The organism is Streptococcus mitis (genome assembly GCF_005144795.1).
GTDB classification, from domain to species: Bacteria; Bacillota; Bacilli; order Lactobacillales; family Streptococcaceae; genus Streptococcus; species Streptococcus mitis_BB.
The window spans coordinates 25696-44501 of record NZ_SWFJ01000003.1 but is presented as its reverse complement, the minus strand read 5'-3'; the positions used below and the strand labels follow the sequence as shown (position 1 = coordinate 44501).

Sequence of the window (18806 nt, the reverse complement as noted above, 5' to 3'; positions counted from 1 at the left end):
ATAATTTTTAAAGAAGGAATAAAAACAGTGAAATCTATTAAACGTTTTGCACTCTCAGCTATGGGAGTGGCTATGTTGCTAGTCTTAACTGGCTGTGTCAATGTCGATAAAGCCACAGGCCAGCCAACAGGATTTATTTGGAATACGATTGGAGCTCCTATGGCTGAAGCTATCAAGTACTTCGCCAATGACAAGGGGCTTGGTTTTGGGGTTGGTATCATCATCGTAACCATTATTGTTCGCTTGATTATCTTGCCACTTGGTATCTACCAATCATGGAAGGCAACATTTCACTCTGAAAAGATGAACGCCCTCAAGCACGTCCTTGAGCCACACCAAACACGTCTCAAAGAAGCAACTACTCAAGAAGAAAAACTCGAAGCCCAACAAGCTCTCTTTGCCGCTCAAAAAGAGCACGGCATCAGCATGTTTGGTGGTGTAGGATGTTTCCCTGTACTCCTTCAAATGCCTTTCTTCTCTGCTATCTACTTTGCTGCCCAACATACTGAAGGTGTTGCTCAAGCAAGCTACCTAGGAATTCCTCTAGGTTCTCCAAGTATGATTTTGGTTGCCTTTGCTGGTATTCTTTACTATCTTCAATCGCTCCTTTCACTTCACGGAGTAGAAGATGAAATGCAACGTGAACAACTTAAGAAAATGATTTACATGAGCCCACTCATGATCGTCGTCTTCTCCCTCTTCTCACCAGCCAGTGTTACTCTTTACTGGGTTGTCGGTGGTTTCATGATGATTCTCCAACAGTTTATCGTCAACTATATCGTTCGTCCAAAACTTCGCAAAAAAGTCCGTGAAGAACTAGCCAAGAACCCACCAAAAGCACGTGCTTTCTCTACACCAAGTGGACGAAAAGACGTTACCCCTGAACAACCAACTGCTATCACAAGCAAGAAAAAACACAAAAATCGCAACGCTGGAAAACAACGTTCGAGATAAGAAGAAAAAGGCTTAGCTGGTTTGCTAAGTCTTTTTTGCAAGTCATACTCTTCGAAAGTCTCTTCAAACCACGTCAGCTTCGCCTTGCCGTACTCAAGTACAGCCTGCGGCTAGCTTCCTAGTTTACTCTTTGATTTTCATTGAGTATCAAAAGCCCGATGTTTCCATCAGGCTTCTTTTTTATCCATGTACACGTTTCATATAGTCTTGATAACTTTCGGTATCCATGAGTTTTTTAGCGTTCTTGACGCGGTCTGCTGTTGGTGGTTTGACCCCTTCGAGGGAATAAGGAATTCCCAATTCACGCCATTTGAACTCACCCATGGTGTGATAAGGTAGAATTTCAAACTTATCAACATTTTTGAGGGTCTTAACGAACTTACCAAGTTCAATCAAGTCATCATCTCTGTCTGTCAATCCTGGGACTAGCACGTGGCGAATCCAGACAGGTTTTCCAATATCTGATAGATACTGGGCACAAGCCAAGATATTTTTATTGGTTTGGCTAGTAACAATCTTGTGCTGTTCTTCGTTGATTTCCTTGATATCTAAGAGAACCAAGTCAGTGACAGCCATGAGTTTGTCAAACTTTTCAAGGTAACGTGGTTTATTACGGAATGGAAGGGCACAGGTATCCAAGGTACAGTGGATTCCGTGTTCTTTGGCCTTGGTAAAGAGAGCAATCAGGAAATCAATCTGCAAGAGGGCTTCTCCTCCACTGACTGTAATCCCACCCTTATTTCCCCAGAAACCGCGATAGCGCAAGGCCTCTGTCAAGACATCATCTACCGTCCGTTCACGTGATTTATTGGACTCCATGGCCCAAGTATCCGGGTTGTGGCAATACTGGCAACGCATGTGACAGCCCTGCAAAAAGACAATAAAGCGAATACCAGGTCCATCTACTGACCCAAAGCTTTCTGTCGAATGCACCATTCCTGTCACTTGTCCATAATCAATTGTTTCTTCAGACATATCGTTACCTTCCTTGAAAACGTTTTATAGTTTTATTATATCATGACTTGAAGGAAAAACAAGATTTTTGTCTATTTTTTAGAAAGCAATCTGTTTTTCAATTTCATTTTCAATTAATTCTCAGATTATTCTTCAAAATCAAAACCATACAAGGTTGCAAAATAGTCCTCAGGACGCTCTGCACGGCGGATTTGACGGGCTTTTCCTTCTTCAGTATAAAGGATTTCCGCAGAACGAAGTTTAGCATTGTACTGATAGCCCATTGAAAAACCGTGGGCACCTGTATCATGAATTACCAGCAAATCACCGATTTCTGTATGAGGCAGTTCGCGATTCACTGCAAATTTATCATTGTTTTCACAGAGTGAACCAACCACATCTACCACTTCAGCTGGTCCATCTGGATGGGTCACGTTAGTAATATGATGGTAAGCTCCGTACATAGCCGGACGCATGAGGTTGACTGCTGACGCATCCACACCTAGATAGGTACGGTAAGTTCTCTTCTTATGAGTGACTCTTGTGATCAAAGCACCGTGAGGGGCTAGCATAAAACGACCCAATTCGGTGAAAATCTTAACCTGAGCAAGACCTGCTGGCGTAAGAACCTCTTCATACACCTTACGAACCCCCTCACCAATCAAAGCAATATCATTTGGCTCCTGCTCAGGACGATAGTTAACACCAATACCGCCAGAAAGATTGATAAAGTCTAGCGAAATACCCAACTTTTCCTTGATTTCAACAGCCAATTCAAAAAGCTGACGCGCCAACTCTGGATAATAGAGATGGGTCACGGTATTGGACGCTAGGAAGGAGTGAATCCCAAAAGTCTTGGCTCCTTTTTCCTTCAAGATGGCAAAGGCTTCAAAGAGCTGGTCCTTAGTCATGCCAAACTTGGCTTCTCCAGGATTGTCCATGATATCTGTTCCTAGCTCAAAAACGCCTCCAGGATTGTAACGACAAGAGATGATTTCTGGAATACCTGCTGCAAGCTCTAGATGTTCAATATCTTCAAAGGCATCCAAGTTAATCGTCGCACCCAATTCACGCGCATAGGCGTATTCCTTATCTGGTGTGTTGTTTGAAGAGAACATAATCTCAGAACCAGGGAAATCCAGTTTATGGCTCATCAAAAGTTCTACATAACTAGAGCAGTCCACGCCACAGCCTTCCTCTTGGAGAATTTTCAAAATAGCTGGGGTTGGAGTAGCCTTAACTGCAAAATATTCCTTAAAGCCCTTGTTCCACGAAAATGCTTGGTTGACGGATCTTGCCTTTTCACGAATCCCCTTCTCATCATACAAGTGAAAGGGAGTCGGGAACTCAGCAACAATCGCTTCTAAGTCTTCTTTATTGATAAATGGTGTCTTCATAAGCTTCCTTCTATTCTATTTGCAAAGAAAGGCTGGGACAATCGTTCCAACCTTTAGTTCTATCTCTTATTTATCTTCGTCAAAGATATTACCAACCTCAACATCGATAGTTTGGTTCTTGACATCAATATTGGTTACCTTCAAGAGTGACTTGTAGTCAAACTGCTTTTCACGTTCTTCTTGGGCATTGTCCGCAAAGACCGCTACACCTGCCAATTCTGAATCAAACTCACGCAAGAGACTGATCATCCCGTTGACAGTTCCTCCGCCTTTCAAGAAGTCATCCACAATCAAGACACGACTTCCTGCCTTGAGACTGCGTTTTGAAAGGAACATTTTCTCAATACGGTCACCACTTGAACCTGAAACATAGTTGACGCTGACAGTTGAACCTTCGGTAATTTTCAGGTCACGGCGCACAATAACAAAAGGAACATTGAGGACATTGGCAACTGCATTTGCAAGTGGAACCCCCTTGGTCGCTACTGTCATAACCGCATCAATCTTTTGGTCCATAAAGCTCTTGGCAATAATACGACCAATATTTTTCAAGATGGCTGGTGTACTAAGCAAATCAGACAGGTAGATATAGCCACCTGGCAAGATACGGTCACTTTCTGACAACTTGGCACGCAAATCTTCAACCATTTCCTTGGCATCATGGTTTGAGATTGATGGTGTGAAAATGACACCACCACCAGCACCAGTTACTGTCTGGATATGACCAATTTCAATTTCCTCAAAGGCTCGTTTGATAATCACGATATCTTCTGAGATGGATGATTTAGCAGATTCATACTTTTCAGCAAAAGTATTGAGACTAGTTAGTTTATAAGGATTATTAATCAAATAGTTGGAAATGACAACCATCCGATCACTTCTTCTTAATTTCATTTCTATTTCCCACTTCATTTAATTTTGATATTTTATCTATTATACCATATTCACATAAAAAAACGAACATTCTTATCCTAAAAAATGCTCGTTTTTCTTAAATTATTAATCTAAATCTGGTTTATAGAAGGAACGATTGTCCATAGCGAAGATTTTATTGGTCATCTCTCCTTTGTCTACCAAAGCAAGAGCTGTTGACATCATCATCATACTAGCATCTAGATTGTCAATCATATGGATAATCTCTGCTTCCATAATGCGTGGACGGACTGGACTTCCATACTCAAGTAAGCCATGGTGACTGAGGATGACGTGGCGGAGCAGAACGACTTCTTCCTTGGTATCATCGATACCGAGTTCCATCACTGTCTTAGTAATTTCGCTATCAATCAGAGCGATATGTCCAAGAAGATTGCCTCGCACTGTATACTCAGTCTGGTCTGGCCCCGTCAACTCAATGACCTTAGCCAAGTCATGCAGCATAATCCCTGCATAGAGCAGGTTCTTATTGAGCTGAGGATAGACTTCACTAATAGCATCTGCCAAACGCACCATGGTCGCCGTATGATAAGCCAAACCCGTTTCAAAGGCATGGTGATTAGTCTTGGCAGCTGGATAGGAGTAAAATTCCTTATCATACTTGGTGTAGAGCTTTCGGACAATCCGTTGCCAAACAGGATTTTCAATTTTAAAAATCATTTGCGACATGTAGTCACGGATTTCCTTGACATCAACTGGTGACTTGACCTTGAAATCAGCTGGGTCATTGGGTTCACCAGGTTGAGGCAGGCGGAGAGTAATTTGGTTAACCTGAGGGGTGTTGTTATAAACTTCTCGGCGTCCTTTCATGTGGACAACCTTACCTGCTGTAAAGGCCTCAACATTATGAGGTTGGGCATCCCAGAGTTTCCCTTCAATCTCGCCACTATCATCTTGGAAGGTAAAGGCTAGGTAGTTTTTCCCAGCTCTAGTTTGCCTCAGGTCAGCTGATTTGATTAGGTAAAAGCCTTCAAACAGCTCATCTTTTTTCATGTGACTAATCTTCATATTCTTCCTCATTTTCTTGGAAATGGAGTAGATCAAGCTCAGGCTCACCTTCTGACAACTCAATGTGACGGAGCGTTCGCTCGATAGCTGTAGTGCGACGGTTTAATAATTCATCAATATTGCCAGAGGCATGTTGAAGATGCTTTTGTGCCTTGACCAGAATACCACCAAACTTGCTAAACTCAGTCTTGACGCTAGCAAGAGTCTTGCTGATATGGTCGGCACTCTTTTGGATATTGAGAGTTTTGAATCCAACTGATAGGGAATTGAGCAGAGCTGACAGGGTACTTGGACCTGCAACAATAATCTGCTCTTCCCGTCTCAAATCATCAAAGAAGACCGGATTGCGGACGATTTCTGAGTAGAGCCCTTCTGTCGGAACAAACAAAACTCCAAAATTGGTCGTCCGAGGTGGTGCTATGTACTTGTTCCTAATATCCTTGGCAAAGCGCTTGACGCTTGCTAAGAGTGACTTACGACAGCGTTCGATCTCGTCCTTGTCACCCGCTTCATAGGCTTCTTCTAAGCGATAATAATCTGCCAGTGGAAACTTGGAGTCAATCGGTAAGTAGACATATTCCTGGTCACCCTGTCCAGGCAACTTAATGGCATACTCCACTCGTTCACTGGAGTTTTCAACCGTTGCATATTCTCGTTCGTACTGGGCAGGGGTCATAATGTCCTCGATGATTTGCCCCAGTTGCAATTCCCCCAGAATCCCTCGCGTCTTGGTTCCTGAGAGAACCTTATTGAGGGCTCCAACATCACGGGCAACTGTCTGCATTTCTCCAAGGCCACGATTGACAGACTCCAGTTGTTTGGAAACTGTCTCAAAGGAAGCTTGTAAGCGCGTCTGCAAGGTCTTTTCTAGTTTTTCCTCGACCGTTTGGCGCATTTGTTCTAGACGTTGCTCATTTGATTCCTGCAAGGCTTGGAGACGTTGGTCAGTCTTGTCTCTAGTTTGGAGGAGACTATCTGTCATTTCTTGACGGACTTGCGTCAAACCTTGGTGCAATTCGATTCGAACTTCTTGCAAACGGTCGCTGACAGCTACTTCCAAGTCTTTTTGATCTAACTGGCTGGCTTGTCTGGCTTGTTCAAAGCGGTAATCCAACTGGTCTGACAAGTGATCTGCCTGATCCTCCAAGCTCTTACTGAGATGTTTTTCCTGCTTATCCTGCCTCTGCCAAATCAGAAAGAGTCCAGCTAGGTTGGCAATTAATAATAGAACAAGTAAACTTTCCATCTTACCTCCTGTCCTTGCTATGCAGTACAACCACATAGCCATCTGGGCAAGTCACTGACACTTCCCTATCTATATATTCGTTAGAAGCGTACACTTTTTTAAAGAAAAAATTGTCCTCTGTCAACTCATACTTAGCTCCGAGAATGGTCAGCTGGCTATCCCGAACTGGCATAAAGGCTAGATAGTCGTAGTCTGAACGAGGTTCTAGCTGACTGGTCCCTTCTGGACAATAAGTAATCAAGTTTTGTCCATCCTCAATCGCTATCTGGCGCATATAGGGCACCAACTTGGGATTACTAGGCAGAAAGACATTAGCCAACATATGGTCAATACGACCACCCAAAGCACCGAAAATAGTGACTTGAGCCTGAGGATTTTGTTCAAAGATGGTTAAGAGAGCCAATTCCAAATCAGTATCATCTTTTTCTGGTCGGGCTTGAACAAAATGCTGGGCACGTTTTTGAATCACCTGTCGCTCTTCTTCGGTCACAGAATCAAAATCTCCAACTGCTAGAGCAAGAGGCAAATCTTCTTCCAAGACCCAGAGCGAGCCTCTATCCACACCAACAAAAGCATCAAAATCTGTCCGATAATGACCGCGGTCTCCGCCTGCAAAAACGGCAACCCTAGTCCAGTTGTTTTCTGAGAGTTTGTACTCGCTCATTGACATCTCCCTTAAAGACATAGGAACCTGCTACAAAAACGGTCGCACCAGCTTCTTTGGCTTGAGCAATCGTTTTATCATCAATCCCACCATCCACTTCAATCTCAAAGTTCAAACCTTTTTCATCACGAAGGGCAACCAGCTCACGAACCTTATCCATGGTTTCTGGCAGAAAGGCTTGACCACCAAATCCAGGGTTAACTGTCATGACTAGGACTTGGTCAACTAGATGAAGGACGTGCTTGATAGCTTCAACAGGCGTACCAGGATTGATAACAACAGATGGCTTGACACCGAGTGAACGAATTTTTTGGAGGGCACCATGAATATGAGGCGTTGCTTCTACATGGATGCTGATGATATCTGCTCCCGCACGCGCAAAGTCTTCCAGATGATGCTCTGGATTAGCTACCATCAAATGGCAGTCAAAGACCATCTTGCTATGGGGACGAAGAGATTCGACCACACCCGCACCAAAACTGATTTGTGGCACAAAATGACCATCCATGATATCGATATGGGCATACTCTGCCCCAGTTGCTTCTAGGCGTTTGATTTCACGTTCAAAGTTGGCATAATCTGCTGCCAGAATTGACGGAGCAATCTTGTATTGAGACATAGGTTTCTCCTTATTTTGGAATTTTTTTGCTGACTTTTTTGTAGGTTTCTCTACGATTTTCAATTTCGCTAAGGAATTGCAGGTAGTTGTCAAAACGGAAGGACGCAATGACTCCCTCCTCGACTGCTGGCTTCACTGCACAGGACGGCTCGTGGGTATGGGTACAAGTACGGAATTTGCAGTCTCGACTGACACTATCAATCTCTGGAAAGGCCTGATTAAGTTCTTCAGCCGTTGACACTTCATAATCCAGTGATGAAAAACCTGGTGTGTCCGCGATTTTACCCCCATTAAGGTTGTAAAAACTAACAGCTCGAGTGGTATGACGACCACGACCCAGACTGTCTGAAATTTCTCCTGTTTCAAGATTAAGGTCTGGTGCGATTTTATTGAGAAGAGTTGACTTCCCAACACCTGTCTGCCCCATAAAGACCGTAACCTTTCCTGTTAACAAAGGCAGGAGTTCCTCTTTACTGGTCACAAAGTCATAGCCGATGTCACCATAAGTCTGTTCATAAAAATCCAATTCTCCTCTATCTTCCAACAAATCCATCTTGGAAATATAGACAATGGGATGGATGCCCTTGTGTTCCAAAAGAACCAAGAAGCGATCCAGCAAATTGCTGTTGAAGTCCGGTTCCTTGACAGACATGATCACTACAGCTTGGTCAATATTGACAATAGGCGGACGGACCAGACTATTTTTCCGTTCGTGAATCTTGAGGATATAGCCCTCTGAATTTTCCTCGGCAGAAAAGTCGACCAAATCCCCAACGTAGGGAGTATGGCCTTTTTTACGGAAATTCCCACGCGCGCGTGTTTGATAAACCTGACCATCACTTTCTACATAGTAGAACCCCGCCAAGGCTTTAATGATTTGTCCCTGCATCTTAGAGTCCTTGCCCTTTAAGCGCATCTGCTAGGCTGGCAAATTCTGCCAAGCTGAGAGCTTCCCCACGTACACTTGGTGACAAGCCCGCTTGGTCCAAGGCCTTGGTCAGCTTGTCCTTGACTTCCTCAGTCTTGCCAAAGTAACCTGTCAAGTTATTCCACAAGGTCTTGCGGCGATGGGTGAAACTAGCCTTAGAAACCTTAAAGAAAAAGTTCTCGTCTTCCACTGCTACAGCTGGTTCTGGACGACGTACCATTTTCAAAATAGCAGAGTCCACGTTTGGCGCTGGCACAAATACCGTACGAGGTACGATGAAGGCAACCTTGGCAGTCATGTAGTACTGAACCGCAATCGACAAGCTACCATAAGCCTTGGTATTCGGTTGAGCGGAAATGCGGTCCGCCACTTCCTTTTGCATCATGACCACAAACTCACTAAAAGGAATCCCACTTTCAATCAAGTGCATGAGAATGGGCGTCGTGATGTAGTAAGGCAAATTAGCCACTACCTTGATGGGCAGGTCAGGATTTTTAAAATTCTGGATATGTTGCGCCAAATCAACCTTGAGAATGTCCTCGTTAACCACGGTCACATTGTCAAAATCACGCAAGGTATCTGCCAAAATCGGTACCAAACGGTGGTCGATTTCAAAGGCCATAACTTGAGCTGCACGCTCAGCCAAAAACTCCGTCAAGGCACCAATACCTGGCCCAATTTCGATAACATTAACCTGGTCATCAATTTCAGCTGTATCCACGATTTTTTGAAGGATATTGGTATCTGTCAAGAAATTTTGCCCAAAGGACTTTTTAAAGGTAAATCCGTGACGCTCCAGCACTGCCTTGGTCACGCTATAATCTGCAATTCTCATTTATTCTCTTTTCTATTATCTGTTACTACTATTGTAACACATTCCCCTTACATTTTGTGTCTGCTTAGCTATCCTCATAAGATTTCATAGCTTCTTCCACTTCTGCCAAGGTGACCCCAAACAACTCTAAGCGCTTGAGGAGTTGCTTGCCGTTAGAATAGCCAATTCGGAGAGCCTCTCCTAGATATTCTCGTCGCTTACGGCTATCTGCCCCTGCTAGAAAACCAAGGCGAATCAAGTCGCTACGACTGATATCAAACTGACTCTCATGTTCAAATTGTTCTGTTACCTGAGCTAGAGCCGTTTTCAGGTCTTCATAACTGGCATGCTCAATTCCCAGAGAACACCCCTTGGTTTTGGACTTAGGAAGAGCTTCATCTCGTTTGAGGAAGGCATGCTGAACCGTTGGAATGGCCGTCATAATCATGCGCCGAATCCGCTCCCCATTAAAATCTGGGTCTGTAAAGACAATGACCCCATGACGTTGGTGCAGACGCTGAATCCGCTCTATATCCTGGTCATTGATGGCAGAACCTCGAGTCTCATAGGTCTCTACATTGAAATAGCGTTTGAGATTGGCCGTATCATCACGCCCTTCAACCACGATGACTTGGGAAATTTTCTCTCTCATTACTTGCTGTCCAATCCAAAAATTCGTTCTGCATTTGCAGTTGTTACCGCCGCTAGCTCTTCTGCCGTCATGCCACGCAAGTCAGAGATAAAGTCCACTACATAGCGAGTGTAGGCTGTTTTGTTTTCGCGACCCCGTTTAGGAACAGGAGCTAGGTAGGGCGCATCTGTCTCTACCAAAATCTTGTCCAAAGGTAACTCTTTAGCTGCTTCTTGGATGTCAGTTGCCTTCTTAAAAGTCACCACTCCTGAGAAAGAAATAGTCATGCCAAGCTCGGCAAACTTCTCTGCCCATTCAAGCGTCCCTGAAAATGAATGCATGATACCACCTCGAGGACCAACTCCCTCGCTCTTAATGATCTCATAGGTATCTTCCAGCGCATCACGGGTATGAACTACAAAAGGCAAATCCAAGTCCTTAGATAACTGAATCTGACGGCGAAAAACCTGCTCCTGCACCTCTTTTGGCGCTGTCATCCAATGGTAGTCCAAACCAATCTCACCCAAGGCAACTACCTTTGGATGCTTGAGCTTGTCAAGCAAGTAGGCTTCAATCTCCTCTGTGTAAGTTCCAGCTTCTGTAGGATGCCAACCAATAGTCGCGTAAAGTTGCTCATACTCGTCTACCAACTCCAAGGCACGCTCAATCGTCGGTTTATCAAAACCCACAATATTCATCTGTGTCACACCCATCTCAGCAGCCAAGGCAATTTCTTCTGCCTCACGACCTGCAAATTCTTCTACATTCAAGTGTGTATGTGTATCAAAAATCATCTCTTCTAACCTCGTTTTCTATCTACTATTATAGCAAAAAAACTGACCTCTCTCCTCATCTGAAAAAAATATTCTAAAACCCATTATCATCTCTTGACGCTCTTTTTCCAAAGCAGTATAATAACACTTATTGAATTTTTCAACAAAGGAAACAACTATGTTTACAAAATTAAAACAGACCTTTATCGGTCGTCCTCTTAAATCCTTAACCGAAGGAGAAGGGGGACTACTGGGAAAAATGCAGGCACTGGCCATGTTGTCAAGCGACGCTCTGTCCTCCATCGCCTATGGACCTGAGCAAGTAGTCCTCGTCTTGGCTAGTCTCTCTCCTCTAGCTATATGGTGGAGCCTTCCTATCGGCCTCTTTGTCCTCCTTCTCCTAGCTAGCCTGACCGTTTCCTACCGTCAAATCATCCATGCCTACCCTCAAGGGGGAGGGGCATATATGGTTACTCGAGAAAATCTATCTCCCCAACTTGGCTTGATCGCTGGAGGTAGTCTTCTGATTGACTATATGCTGACCGTAGCGGTATCTGTTGCATCTGGAGCTGACGCTATCACAGCAGCTCTCCCTGCTCTTCACCCTTACAACCTCCACATCTCCATTTTTCTGGTTTGCTTGCTCATGCTCTTGAACTTACGGGGCTTAAAAGAATCTGCCAGTTCACTGATGATTCCTGTCTATCTCTTTATCATCAGCACTGTCTTTCTCTTGCTCTATGGAATCTTTCAACTAGTGACAGGTTCTCTCAGCTATCAGGCAACTTCACCTATTGGGCATGCTGTTCCGAGCCTGTCTATCGTTCTCGTTCTAAGAGCTTTTACCAGCGGATCTGCCTCTCTGACAGGGGTTGAAGCTATTTCAAATGCGGTTCCCTTTTTCAAGGCTCCAAAAGAAAAGAATGCCGCTCAAACCTTGACCATTATGTCACTGATTTTAGGTTTTCTTTTTGCTGGTATCACCTTCCTAAACTACTGGATGGGGATTATGCCTCAACACGGAGAAACTATTCTTTCACAGATGGCTCAGGGTATCCTTGGTACTTCCTTCTTAGGTCACCTTGGGTATTATATCTTCCAATTCTCCACAGCCTTGATTTTGGCCGTAGCTGCAAATACTGGCTTTTCGGCCTTCCCTATGCTGGCTTACAATATGGCTAAAAACAAATACATGCCCCATCTCTTTATGGAAAAAGGAGACCGCCTAGGCTACTCCAATGGAATTTTAACTCTGGCTTTTGGGGCTATGATTCTTCTTCTCATTTTTAATGGCAATACAGAACGCTTGATTCCTCTTTATACTATCGGGGTCTTCGTTCCCTTCGCCCTATCTCAGACTGGGATGATTCGTCATTGGAAAAAGGAAAAAGGGGCCAACTTCTTAAAACCTGCTCTTGCTAATATCCTTGGGGCAATCATTTGCTACGCGATTGTACTAATCTTGCTCTTTTTCCGTCTCAGTGATATCTGGCCCTTCTTCCCGATTATTCTCGTTCTCACCCTACTCTTCTTGGCAATTCACAGTCATTACCAAAAAGTAGCCCAACAACTGCGACTCTATGAAGGAATCGAAAAACGTACTTACGACGGCAATCTGGTTCTGGTCCTAGTAGGAAATGTCACCCGAGTCAGCGTCGGAGCCATTAACTACGCTCAAAGTATCGGTGACGAAGTCCTAGCCATGCATATTTCTACCAAGGAAACAGCAGAAAAAGACCAAGAAATTCTCCAAGAATTTGCCGATTATTTCCCAACCATTACTCTGAAAAACATCAAGACCAGCTATCGTGACATCATCACCCCTACTGTCAAGTATGTCAAACGGATTTCCGAGGAAGCACAGAAAAAGAACTATACAGTCACTGTCCTCGTCCCCCAGTTTATCCCTAATAAACCTTGGCAGAATATCCTGCACAATCAGATGAGTCTCAAACTCAAATACGCCCTTCGTTGGCACCAAGACGTCGTTGTTGCTAGCTACTCTTATCACTTAAAAGAATAAAGAAAAGGCCCTACCAGAACCAAGAAGTATCTGGTAAGGCCTTTTTATGAATCCAGTCACTAGGCTTATACTCAATGAAAATCAAAGAGCAAACTAGGAAGCTAGCCGCAGGCTGCTCAAAGCACTGCTTTGAGGTTGTAGATGAAACTGACGAAGTCAGTAACATACCTACGGCAAGGTGAAGCTGACGTGGTTTGAAGAGATTTTCGAAGAGTATTTACTGAAAAGCATGACTAGGAATACTATTGAATGTGGTTAGCTAAAGCTTCCTGAGCTTTTTTATTTGACTCAGCTTTTTCTTTCAGCCATTTTTCATAGAGTTCTTGGTACTGTTTAGCTGTTACTGGCTCTTTTTGCAATTCAACATATTTGTAGTTGTCTGCATTTCCCTTATGACCAACGAATGAGAATGGACCTGTAAACGGTACAGTCTTACGGAAGATTGGGTTGGCTCCGCCACTTTGAACTGGTAGGAAGAGGGCACTATCTGTCAACCAAGCTTGGGCTTCAGCATATTTTTCATAGCGAGCCTGAGTATCTGTGATTTCAGCGTCTGCCTGATCCAAGAGTTTCTTGTAGTCAGCAAGACCAATCTTATCCTTAACTTCCTTGTCTTTTCCTTCAGACAAGCCCATGTTTTTCAACTGAGAACCTGTCTCTGGATCAAGGATAGCTAGGTAAGTCTTAGGATCTGAGTAGTCTCCACCCCATCCTGAGACGTCAATATCGTAGTCTTTTTGTTCTGCTGTATCTGCAAAGTAGGTTGCCTGATCTTTTTCATCTGGAGAAAGTTGGATAACATCGATAACTACATTCTCCTTACCAAGAGTGGCTTCTACTGTTTGCTTGAAAGAACCAGCCTGTTGCACATCTAACTTAGCAGTCTGGTCAACTGGCATATCCAAATGAATTGGGAAGGTTACTCCCTGAGCTTGCAGACTTTCTTTAGCCTTAGCAAATTTCTCTTTGGCCTTGTCAGGGTTCAAGAAGGCTTGCTTACCATCGTTTAGGTTGATATTTGCCCAATCTTTACCGTAGTTGACAATTTTTTCATTGACAATATCACCGAAGTTCTTATCGCCAACTTGGACAAAGTTACTTGGTGTAATCGTGTTACGCAAGATACGGTCTGCTCCATCTTCACCATTTGTCTGCGCTGCATAGGCATGACGGTCAAAGGCAAAGTTGATAGCCTGACGGAAATCTTTATTTTGCATAGCTGCGCGTGAATCCGTCTTTTCCTTATCAGACTGTTTCATAGTCTGCTTGTAGCTTTGACGATTCACGTTGAAAAGATAATAGAAAGTAACTGAGTTTTGTGGTGTATAGGTAATCTTGTCCTCATTCCCCTTCTTGAGTTCAGCAAAGACTGAACTTGTTGGGAAGATACGACCATCTGTGTAGTTACCTTCCAAAAATCCTCTTGTAATGCTATCTTGGTCAGAACCGTCAAAGAAAGAAAGTTTCACTTTCTCGATTTTGACCTTGTCCTTATCCCAATAGTTAGGATTTTTATCAAATTCAATCAAAGATTTTGATGTGAAGGACTTAAACAAGTAAGGACCATTTGACAAGATACTTGATGGCGTCACACTTCCAAAGTCATCCCCCTTAGACTTCAAGAAAGCTTCGTTTACCGGACTAAGGATACTTGCTGTTGTTTTAGAGTTCCAATAAGTTTCAGGTTGGTTGAGGGTGTATTGTAATGTGTAATCATCCACCGCCTTAACACCAACAGTTCCAAAATCGGATGATTTCCCTTCAACATAGTCTGCTAGCCCTTTGATAGAGTCTTGTACCAAGTACAAGTTTTCAGCCTTTTTATCAGCCGCATACTTAAGACCAGTCACAAAGTCATGAGCGGTTACATCCGCATACTCTTCTCCTTCAGAAGTGTACCATTTTGCCCCCTGACGGATCTTATAAGTGTAGGTTAAACCATCTTTTGACACAGTCCACGACTCAGCCATAGATGGGATGAGATTGCCATACTGGTCGTTTTCCAACAACCCATCAATCAAGTTGGTTGTGATACTAGATGTAGAGTCTCGGGTAGAAGTAATATAATCCAAGGTATCTGGGTTATTGACAAAGATATAAGAGTAAGTCTTGTCTGCATTACTTGATTGGGAAGACCCACATGCTGCTAGAGCTAGACCTGCTGTCAAAGCCATAGCTCCAAAAAGCATAACTTTTGATTTCTTCATGATTATTCTCCATTTTTACAGTATGTGAAATATTATACACCATTTGAGCAAAAATATAAAGCTTTTTGTACTTTTTTACAAAAATAAAAATCAGTAGACTCGAGTTCCTACTGATTTTTGATATGGTTCGTTTGGATTATGCAGCCAAAACTTTGCGTCCTTTACGACGACGAGCTGCCAATACGCGACGACCGTTTTTAGTTGACATACGGTTACGGAATCCGTGTTTGCGCGCACGACGAAGTTTACTTGGTTGATAAGTACGTTTCACGATGAATACCTCCTCATAGATTTTGTATTCGTTTAGCCGGCTATAAAGTGATCAGTTACTAAACATACTTTACTATTCTATCTGATTCTTTTACTTTTGTCAATAGCTCAAGGCAAATGTTTCCAGCTTTTTCGAATGAGTAACTTCTCAAAGTAACTTCCACTTGCCTGACCAAAGTGGAAATTAGTCTAAAACGGATTTTTATGGTGGAATTAAGTGTGAGACGTTTGAGTTAGAAATGAGGTCCACTATGACAAAACATAAGCACCTTACCCTTTCAGACCGTAACGATATCCAATTAGGCTTAGAGCGCGGTGAAACCTTCAAAGCTATCGGGCAACTTATTCTAAAAGACCCTACCACTGTCTCCAAAGAAGTGAAACGAAACAGACAAGCTAGAGAGTCTACGTGTGATAACCTCCCTTGCCCTTTACTCGATAAGGCTCCCTTTGTCTGTAACGGGTGCCCTAAAAGAAGACAAAACTGTGGCTATCAGAAAATCTTCTACCTCGCTAAACAAGCTCAAAAACAGTACGAACAAACTCTTGTAGAAGCTCGTGAAGGAACTCCTCTCAATTCCAAAACCTTCTGGAACATGGACAAAGTCATTTCTGATGGTGTTAAAAAGGGACAACACATCTATCATATTCTCAAAACTCATAACCTCGATGTTAGCTCCTCAACTGTCTATCGACATATCCGAAAAGGATACCTATCTATCGCTCCTATTGACTTAGCCAGAGCTGTTAAATTCAAAGAAAGACGGAAAAGTAAGCTACCTTCCATCCCTAAAGAAGCTAAAAAAGGCCGTTCCTATGAGGATTTCCAAAACTATTTATCCCTTAATCAACTAGACTCTTGGCTGGAAATGGATACGGTTATGGGCAGAATGGGAGGTAAAGTCCTACTGACCTTCAACCTGTCTTTCTGTAACTTTATCTTCGCTAGACTTCTGGATAATAAAACTGCCCTTGAGGTTACCAAACACCTCTATGATATCAAGAACACCCTTCACCAAGCGGATAAAGATTTCTGTCAACTCTTTCCTGTCATCCTAACAGATAATGGTGGAGAGTTTGCCAGGGTTGATGACATCGAAATGGATGTTCGAGGAGAGAGTAAACTCTTCTTTTGTGACCCTAATCGCTCTGACCAGAAAGGGAGAATTGAGAAAAATCACACGCTAATTCGCGATATTCTACCTAAAGGAACTTCTTTTGACAATTTAACTCAAGAGGACATCAATCTCGTTTGTTCTCATGTCAACAGTGTCAAACGTGCTGCTTTGAATGGAAAATCAGCCTATGAACTTTTTGAGTTTACTTACGGAGAAGAGATTCCTAAGCTTCTTGGCATTTCTAAAATACCTGCAGAAGATGTCTGTCAGTCTTCTACATTACTCCAACATAAAATCTAAAAACTAACCAAAAAACCCATTCAAACGTCTCACACTAACTTCCACCATAGCGGAACTTAATCTGAAACGCTTTCAGATGAGGGGGGGTTGTGCGCTCTTTTTTTCGATTCATTTTGGTTACAAAAGCTATCAAATCAAGCATGAGTAAAACCAGTGGAACTTACCCTGACACGGAATTCCACTGGTTTTTATGATTTTTATCAGACTAACTTCCACTTCTACTAGCGGTGGAACTTAGTTTGCGAATTTAGCCTTTTTCGAATGTAAGCCCTATCTACGATACTGTTTCAAGAAACGAGTCATCTTTTCTTGTATTTGGGCTAGTTCATCAACACGAGGAAGGTAAACGATACGGAAGTGGTCTGGTTCCTGCCAGTTAAAACCTCGACCATGAACCAAGAGAACCTTTTCCTGTTTCAAGAAATTAAGGACAAACTGCTCATCATCATCGATACGGTACATATTGCGGTCGATTTTAGGGAAGATATAGAGTCCCGCCTTGGGTTTAACCGCAGATAAACCTGGAATCTCTTGAATGGCATTGTAGATGAAATTTCTTTGCTCGTAAATCCGTCCACCTGGAAGAAGCAATTCATCGACTGATTGGTGGCCACCCAAGGAAGTTTGTACGACTTGCTGGGCCAAAACATTAGAGCAAAGGCGCATATTGGACAACATATTGAGCCCTTCGATATAGCCTTTAACGTGTGTCTTAGGGCCAGACAAGACCATCCAACCCACACGGAAACCAGCAATACGGTGGGATTTTGATAGACCATTCATGCTGACACAGAAGACATCTGGTGCCAAGCTCGCCACAGGCGTATGCACATGCCCATCCATGACCATGCGGTCGTAAATTTCATCCGCAAAGATAATCAAATCGTTTTGACGGGCAATCTCAATAATCTCCAGCAAGAGTTCCTTCGGATAAAGGGCTCCAGTTGGGTTATTTGGATTGATAAGGACGATTGCCTTGGTATTGGAAGTAATTTTTGACTTGATATCGTCAATATCTGGGTACCATTCTGCAGCTTCATCACAGATATAGTGAACGGCATTTCCTCCAGCTAGGCTGACAGCGGCCGTCCAGAGAGGATAGTCTGGCATTGGCACTAAGACTTCATCCCCATTGTCCAAAAGCCCCTGCATGGACATGACTATCAACTCACTGACACCATTTCCAAGATAGATATCATCAATATCTACATTTGGGAATTTTTTCAATTGGCAATACTGCATGATAGCCTTACGGGCTGAGAAAATCCCTTTGGAGTCAGAATAACCCTCACTATCACGCGCATTCATAATCAAGTCATGAATGACCTCGTCTGGCGCTGTGAAGCCAAATTCTGCTGGATTTCCTGTATTCAGACGTAAAATCTTTTCTCCATTTGCTCGCATCCGCATGGCTTCTTCCAAAACAGGACCACGGATATCATAAGCAACATGCTCTAACTTACTAGATTTATTATATTCTTTCATCTTGTTTCCTCAATTCTTCAGGATAGTAACATTATACCACTAGAAAGAGAATGCGACAAGTTTACTGAAATGTGTTACTAGATTCGTATAGGATAAAAACTTCACTAAAAGCGAGGTCAAGACAGGTGAAATAGCAGGAATTTTGCCAAAGACAGATCACATACCAAAAGATAAACCTAGAAAAAGCAAGCCTAAAAAGGAGTCATAAAGAAGATTGAACATGAGGAAAAGCCCCCATATCGTCAAGTAATCCCAACGCCCACTTCGTTTAGCAACTAGGAATAAAAACAGATGATAGAGTACATGAAAGACTAAAAAGCCGATAAAACCTAGATAAAGAAGGGGAATCAGTCTCTCTAATTGCCAGATCATGACAATTTCTACCAAGACTGAAACTAGGATGATTGCATAATAAAGGAAATTTGATTTTTGAAAAGAGTTTTTCATCATTCTCCCTCCCTTCACTTCTTTCCTGCTATCCT

General features: G+C 43.0%; 18 protein-coding genes. 3 read left to right on the top strand and 15 right to left on the bottom strand.

The window, feature by feature from the left end:
• Window positions 1-27: 27 nt before the first annotated feature.
• Window positions 28-954: a membrane protein insertase YidC gene (yidC, locus tag FBF73_RS02675; protein ID WP_136936902.1), complete on the top strand. Its 927-nt coding sequence runs from the start codon at window positions 28-30 to the stop codon at window positions 952-954.
• 180 nt (window positions 955-1134) lie between these two features.
• Here yidC and pflA read toward each other — a convergent pair whose 3' ends face one another.
• The 11 genes from pflA to FBF73_RS02620 form a co-directional block, all read right to left on the bottom strand.
• Window positions 1135-1929 carry a pyruvate formate-lyase-activating protein gene (gene pflA / locus FBF73_RS02670; protein ID WP_001288286.1) on the bottom strand — a complete coding sequence of 265 codons (795 nt, stop codon included), beginning with the start codon at window positions 1927-1929 and terminating at the stop codon, window positions 1135-1137.
• 125 nt (window positions 1930-2054) lie between these two features.
• Window positions 2055-3305, bottom strand: a complete 1251-nt coding sequence (locus FBF73_RS02665) for a diaminopimelate decarboxylase (protein WP_136936901.1) — start codon at window positions 3303-3305, stop codon at window positions 2055-2057.
• A 66-nt stretch (window positions 3306-3371) separates the two neighbouring features.
• Entirely contained in the window at window positions 3372-4199 is an 828-nt protein-coding gene (gene purR / locus FBF73_RS02660; protein WP_136936900.1) for a pur operon repressor, read from the bottom strand.
• 105 nt (window positions 4200-4304) lie between these two features.
• Complete coding sequence (locus FBF73_RS02655) at window positions 4305-5246, bottom strand: 3'-5' exoribonuclease YhaM family protein (RefSeq protein WP_101782481.1); 942 nt, start codon at window positions 5244-5246, stop codon at window positions 4305-4307.
• On the bottom strand, window positions 5236-6492 hold the full coding sequence (rmuC, locus tag FBF73_RS02650; RefSeq protein WP_169435163.1) for a DNA recombination protein RmuC: 1257 nt from the start codon (window positions 6490-6492) through the stop codon (window positions 5236-5238). Before rmuC ends, FBF73_RS02655 begins: the two co-directional genes overlap by 11 nt.
• A gap of 1 nt (window position 6493) precedes the next feature.
• A complete protein-coding gene (locus tag FBF73_RS02645; RefSeq protein WP_124788248.1) occupies window positions 6494-7156 on the bottom strand; it encodes a thiamine diphosphokinase in 663 nt (220 codons plus the stop codon).
• Window positions 7119-7775, bottom strand: a complete 657-nt coding sequence (gene rpe / locus FBF73_RS02640; protein ID WP_124788247.1) for a ribulose-phosphate 3-epimerase — start codon at window positions 7773-7775, stop codon at window positions 7119-7121. The genes FBF73_RS02645 and rpe overlap by 38 nt, the downstream gene beginning before the upstream one ends.
• A 10-nt stretch (window positions 7776-7785) precedes the next feature.
• Window positions 7786-8664, bottom strand: coding sequence for a ribosome small subunit-dependent GTPase A (gene rsgA / locus FBF73_RS02635; protein ID WP_136936898.1), 879 nt, complete (start codon window positions 8662-8664; stop codon window positions 7786-7788).
• Window position 8665: 1 nt separating this feature from the next.
• Window positions 8666-9538: a 16S rRNA (adenine(1518)-N(6)/adenine(1519)-N(6))-dimethyltransferase RsmA gene (gene rsmA / locus FBF73_RS02630; protein WP_004255823.1), complete on the bottom strand. Its 873-nt coding sequence runs from the start codon at window positions 9536-9538 to the stop codon at window positions 8666-8668.
• A gap of 64 nt (window positions 9539-9602) precedes the next feature.
• Complete coding sequence (gene rnmV / locus FBF73_RS02625; RefSeq protein ID WP_136936897.1) at window positions 9603-10169, bottom strand: ribonuclease M5; 567 nt, start codon at window positions 10167-10169, stop codon at window positions 9603-9605.
• The gene (locus tag FBF73_RS02620; RefSeq protein WP_136936896.1) at window positions 10169-10942 is read right to left on the bottom strand and encodes a TatD family hydrolase; all 774 of its coding nucleotides are present in this window, start codon (window positions 10940-10942) and stop codon (window positions 10169-10171) included. Before FBF73_RS02620 ends, rnmV begins: the two co-directional genes overlap by 1 nt.
• Window positions 10943-11099: 157 nt before the next feature.
• Between FBF73_RS02620 and FBF73_RS02615 the strand changes: the two genes are divergently transcribed.
• Window positions 11100-12944: an APC family permease gene (locus FBF73_RS02615; protein ID WP_136936895.1), complete on the top strand. Its 1845-nt coding sequence runs from the start codon at window positions 11100-11102 to the stop codon at window positions 12942-12944.
• A 242-nt stretch (window positions 12945-13186) separates the two neighbouring features.
• On the opposite strand, the gene FBF73_RS02610 is transcribed toward FBF73_RS02615, so the two are convergent.
• Window positions 13187-15151, bottom strand: a complete 1965-nt coding sequence (locus tag FBF73_RS02610) for a peptide ABC transporter substrate-binding protein (protein ID WP_136936894.1) — start codon at window positions 15149-15151, stop codon at window positions 13187-13189.
• Between the two features lie 136 nt (window positions 15152-15287).
• A complete protein-coding gene (gene rpmH, locus FBF73_RS02605) occupies window positions 15288-15422 on the bottom strand; it encodes a 50S ribosomal protein L34 (RefSeq protein ID WP_000831905.1) in 135 nt (44 codons plus the stop codon).
• A 250-nt stretch (window positions 15423-15672) separates the two neighbouring features.
• On the opposite strand from rpmH, the gene FBF73_RS02600 reads away from it, so the two are divergent.
• Window positions 15673-16839 (top strand): IS30 family transposase, encoded by a 1167-nt coding sequence (locus tag FBF73_RS02600; protein WP_136936893.1) that lies wholly within the window; start codon window positions 15673-15675, stop codon window positions 16837-16839.
• Between the two features lie 270 nt (window positions 16840-17109).
• On the opposite strand, the gene FBF73_RS02595 is transcribed toward FBF73_RS02600, so the two are convergent.
• Together FBF73_RS02595 and FBF73_RS02590 are read right to left on the bottom strand one after the other, a co-directional pair.
• Entirely contained in the window at window positions 17110-18324 is a 1215-nt protein-coding gene (locus FBF73_RS02595; RefSeq protein ID WP_000666462.1) for a pyridoxal phosphate-dependent aminotransferase, read from the bottom strand.
• 156 nt (window positions 18325-18480) lie between these two features.
• Window positions 18481-18774, bottom strand: coding sequence for a hypothetical protein (locus FBF73_RS02590; RefSeq protein WP_169435162.1), 294 nt, complete (start codon window positions 18772-18774; stop codon window positions 18481-18483).
• Between the last annotated feature and the right edge of the window lie 32 nt (window positions 18775-18806).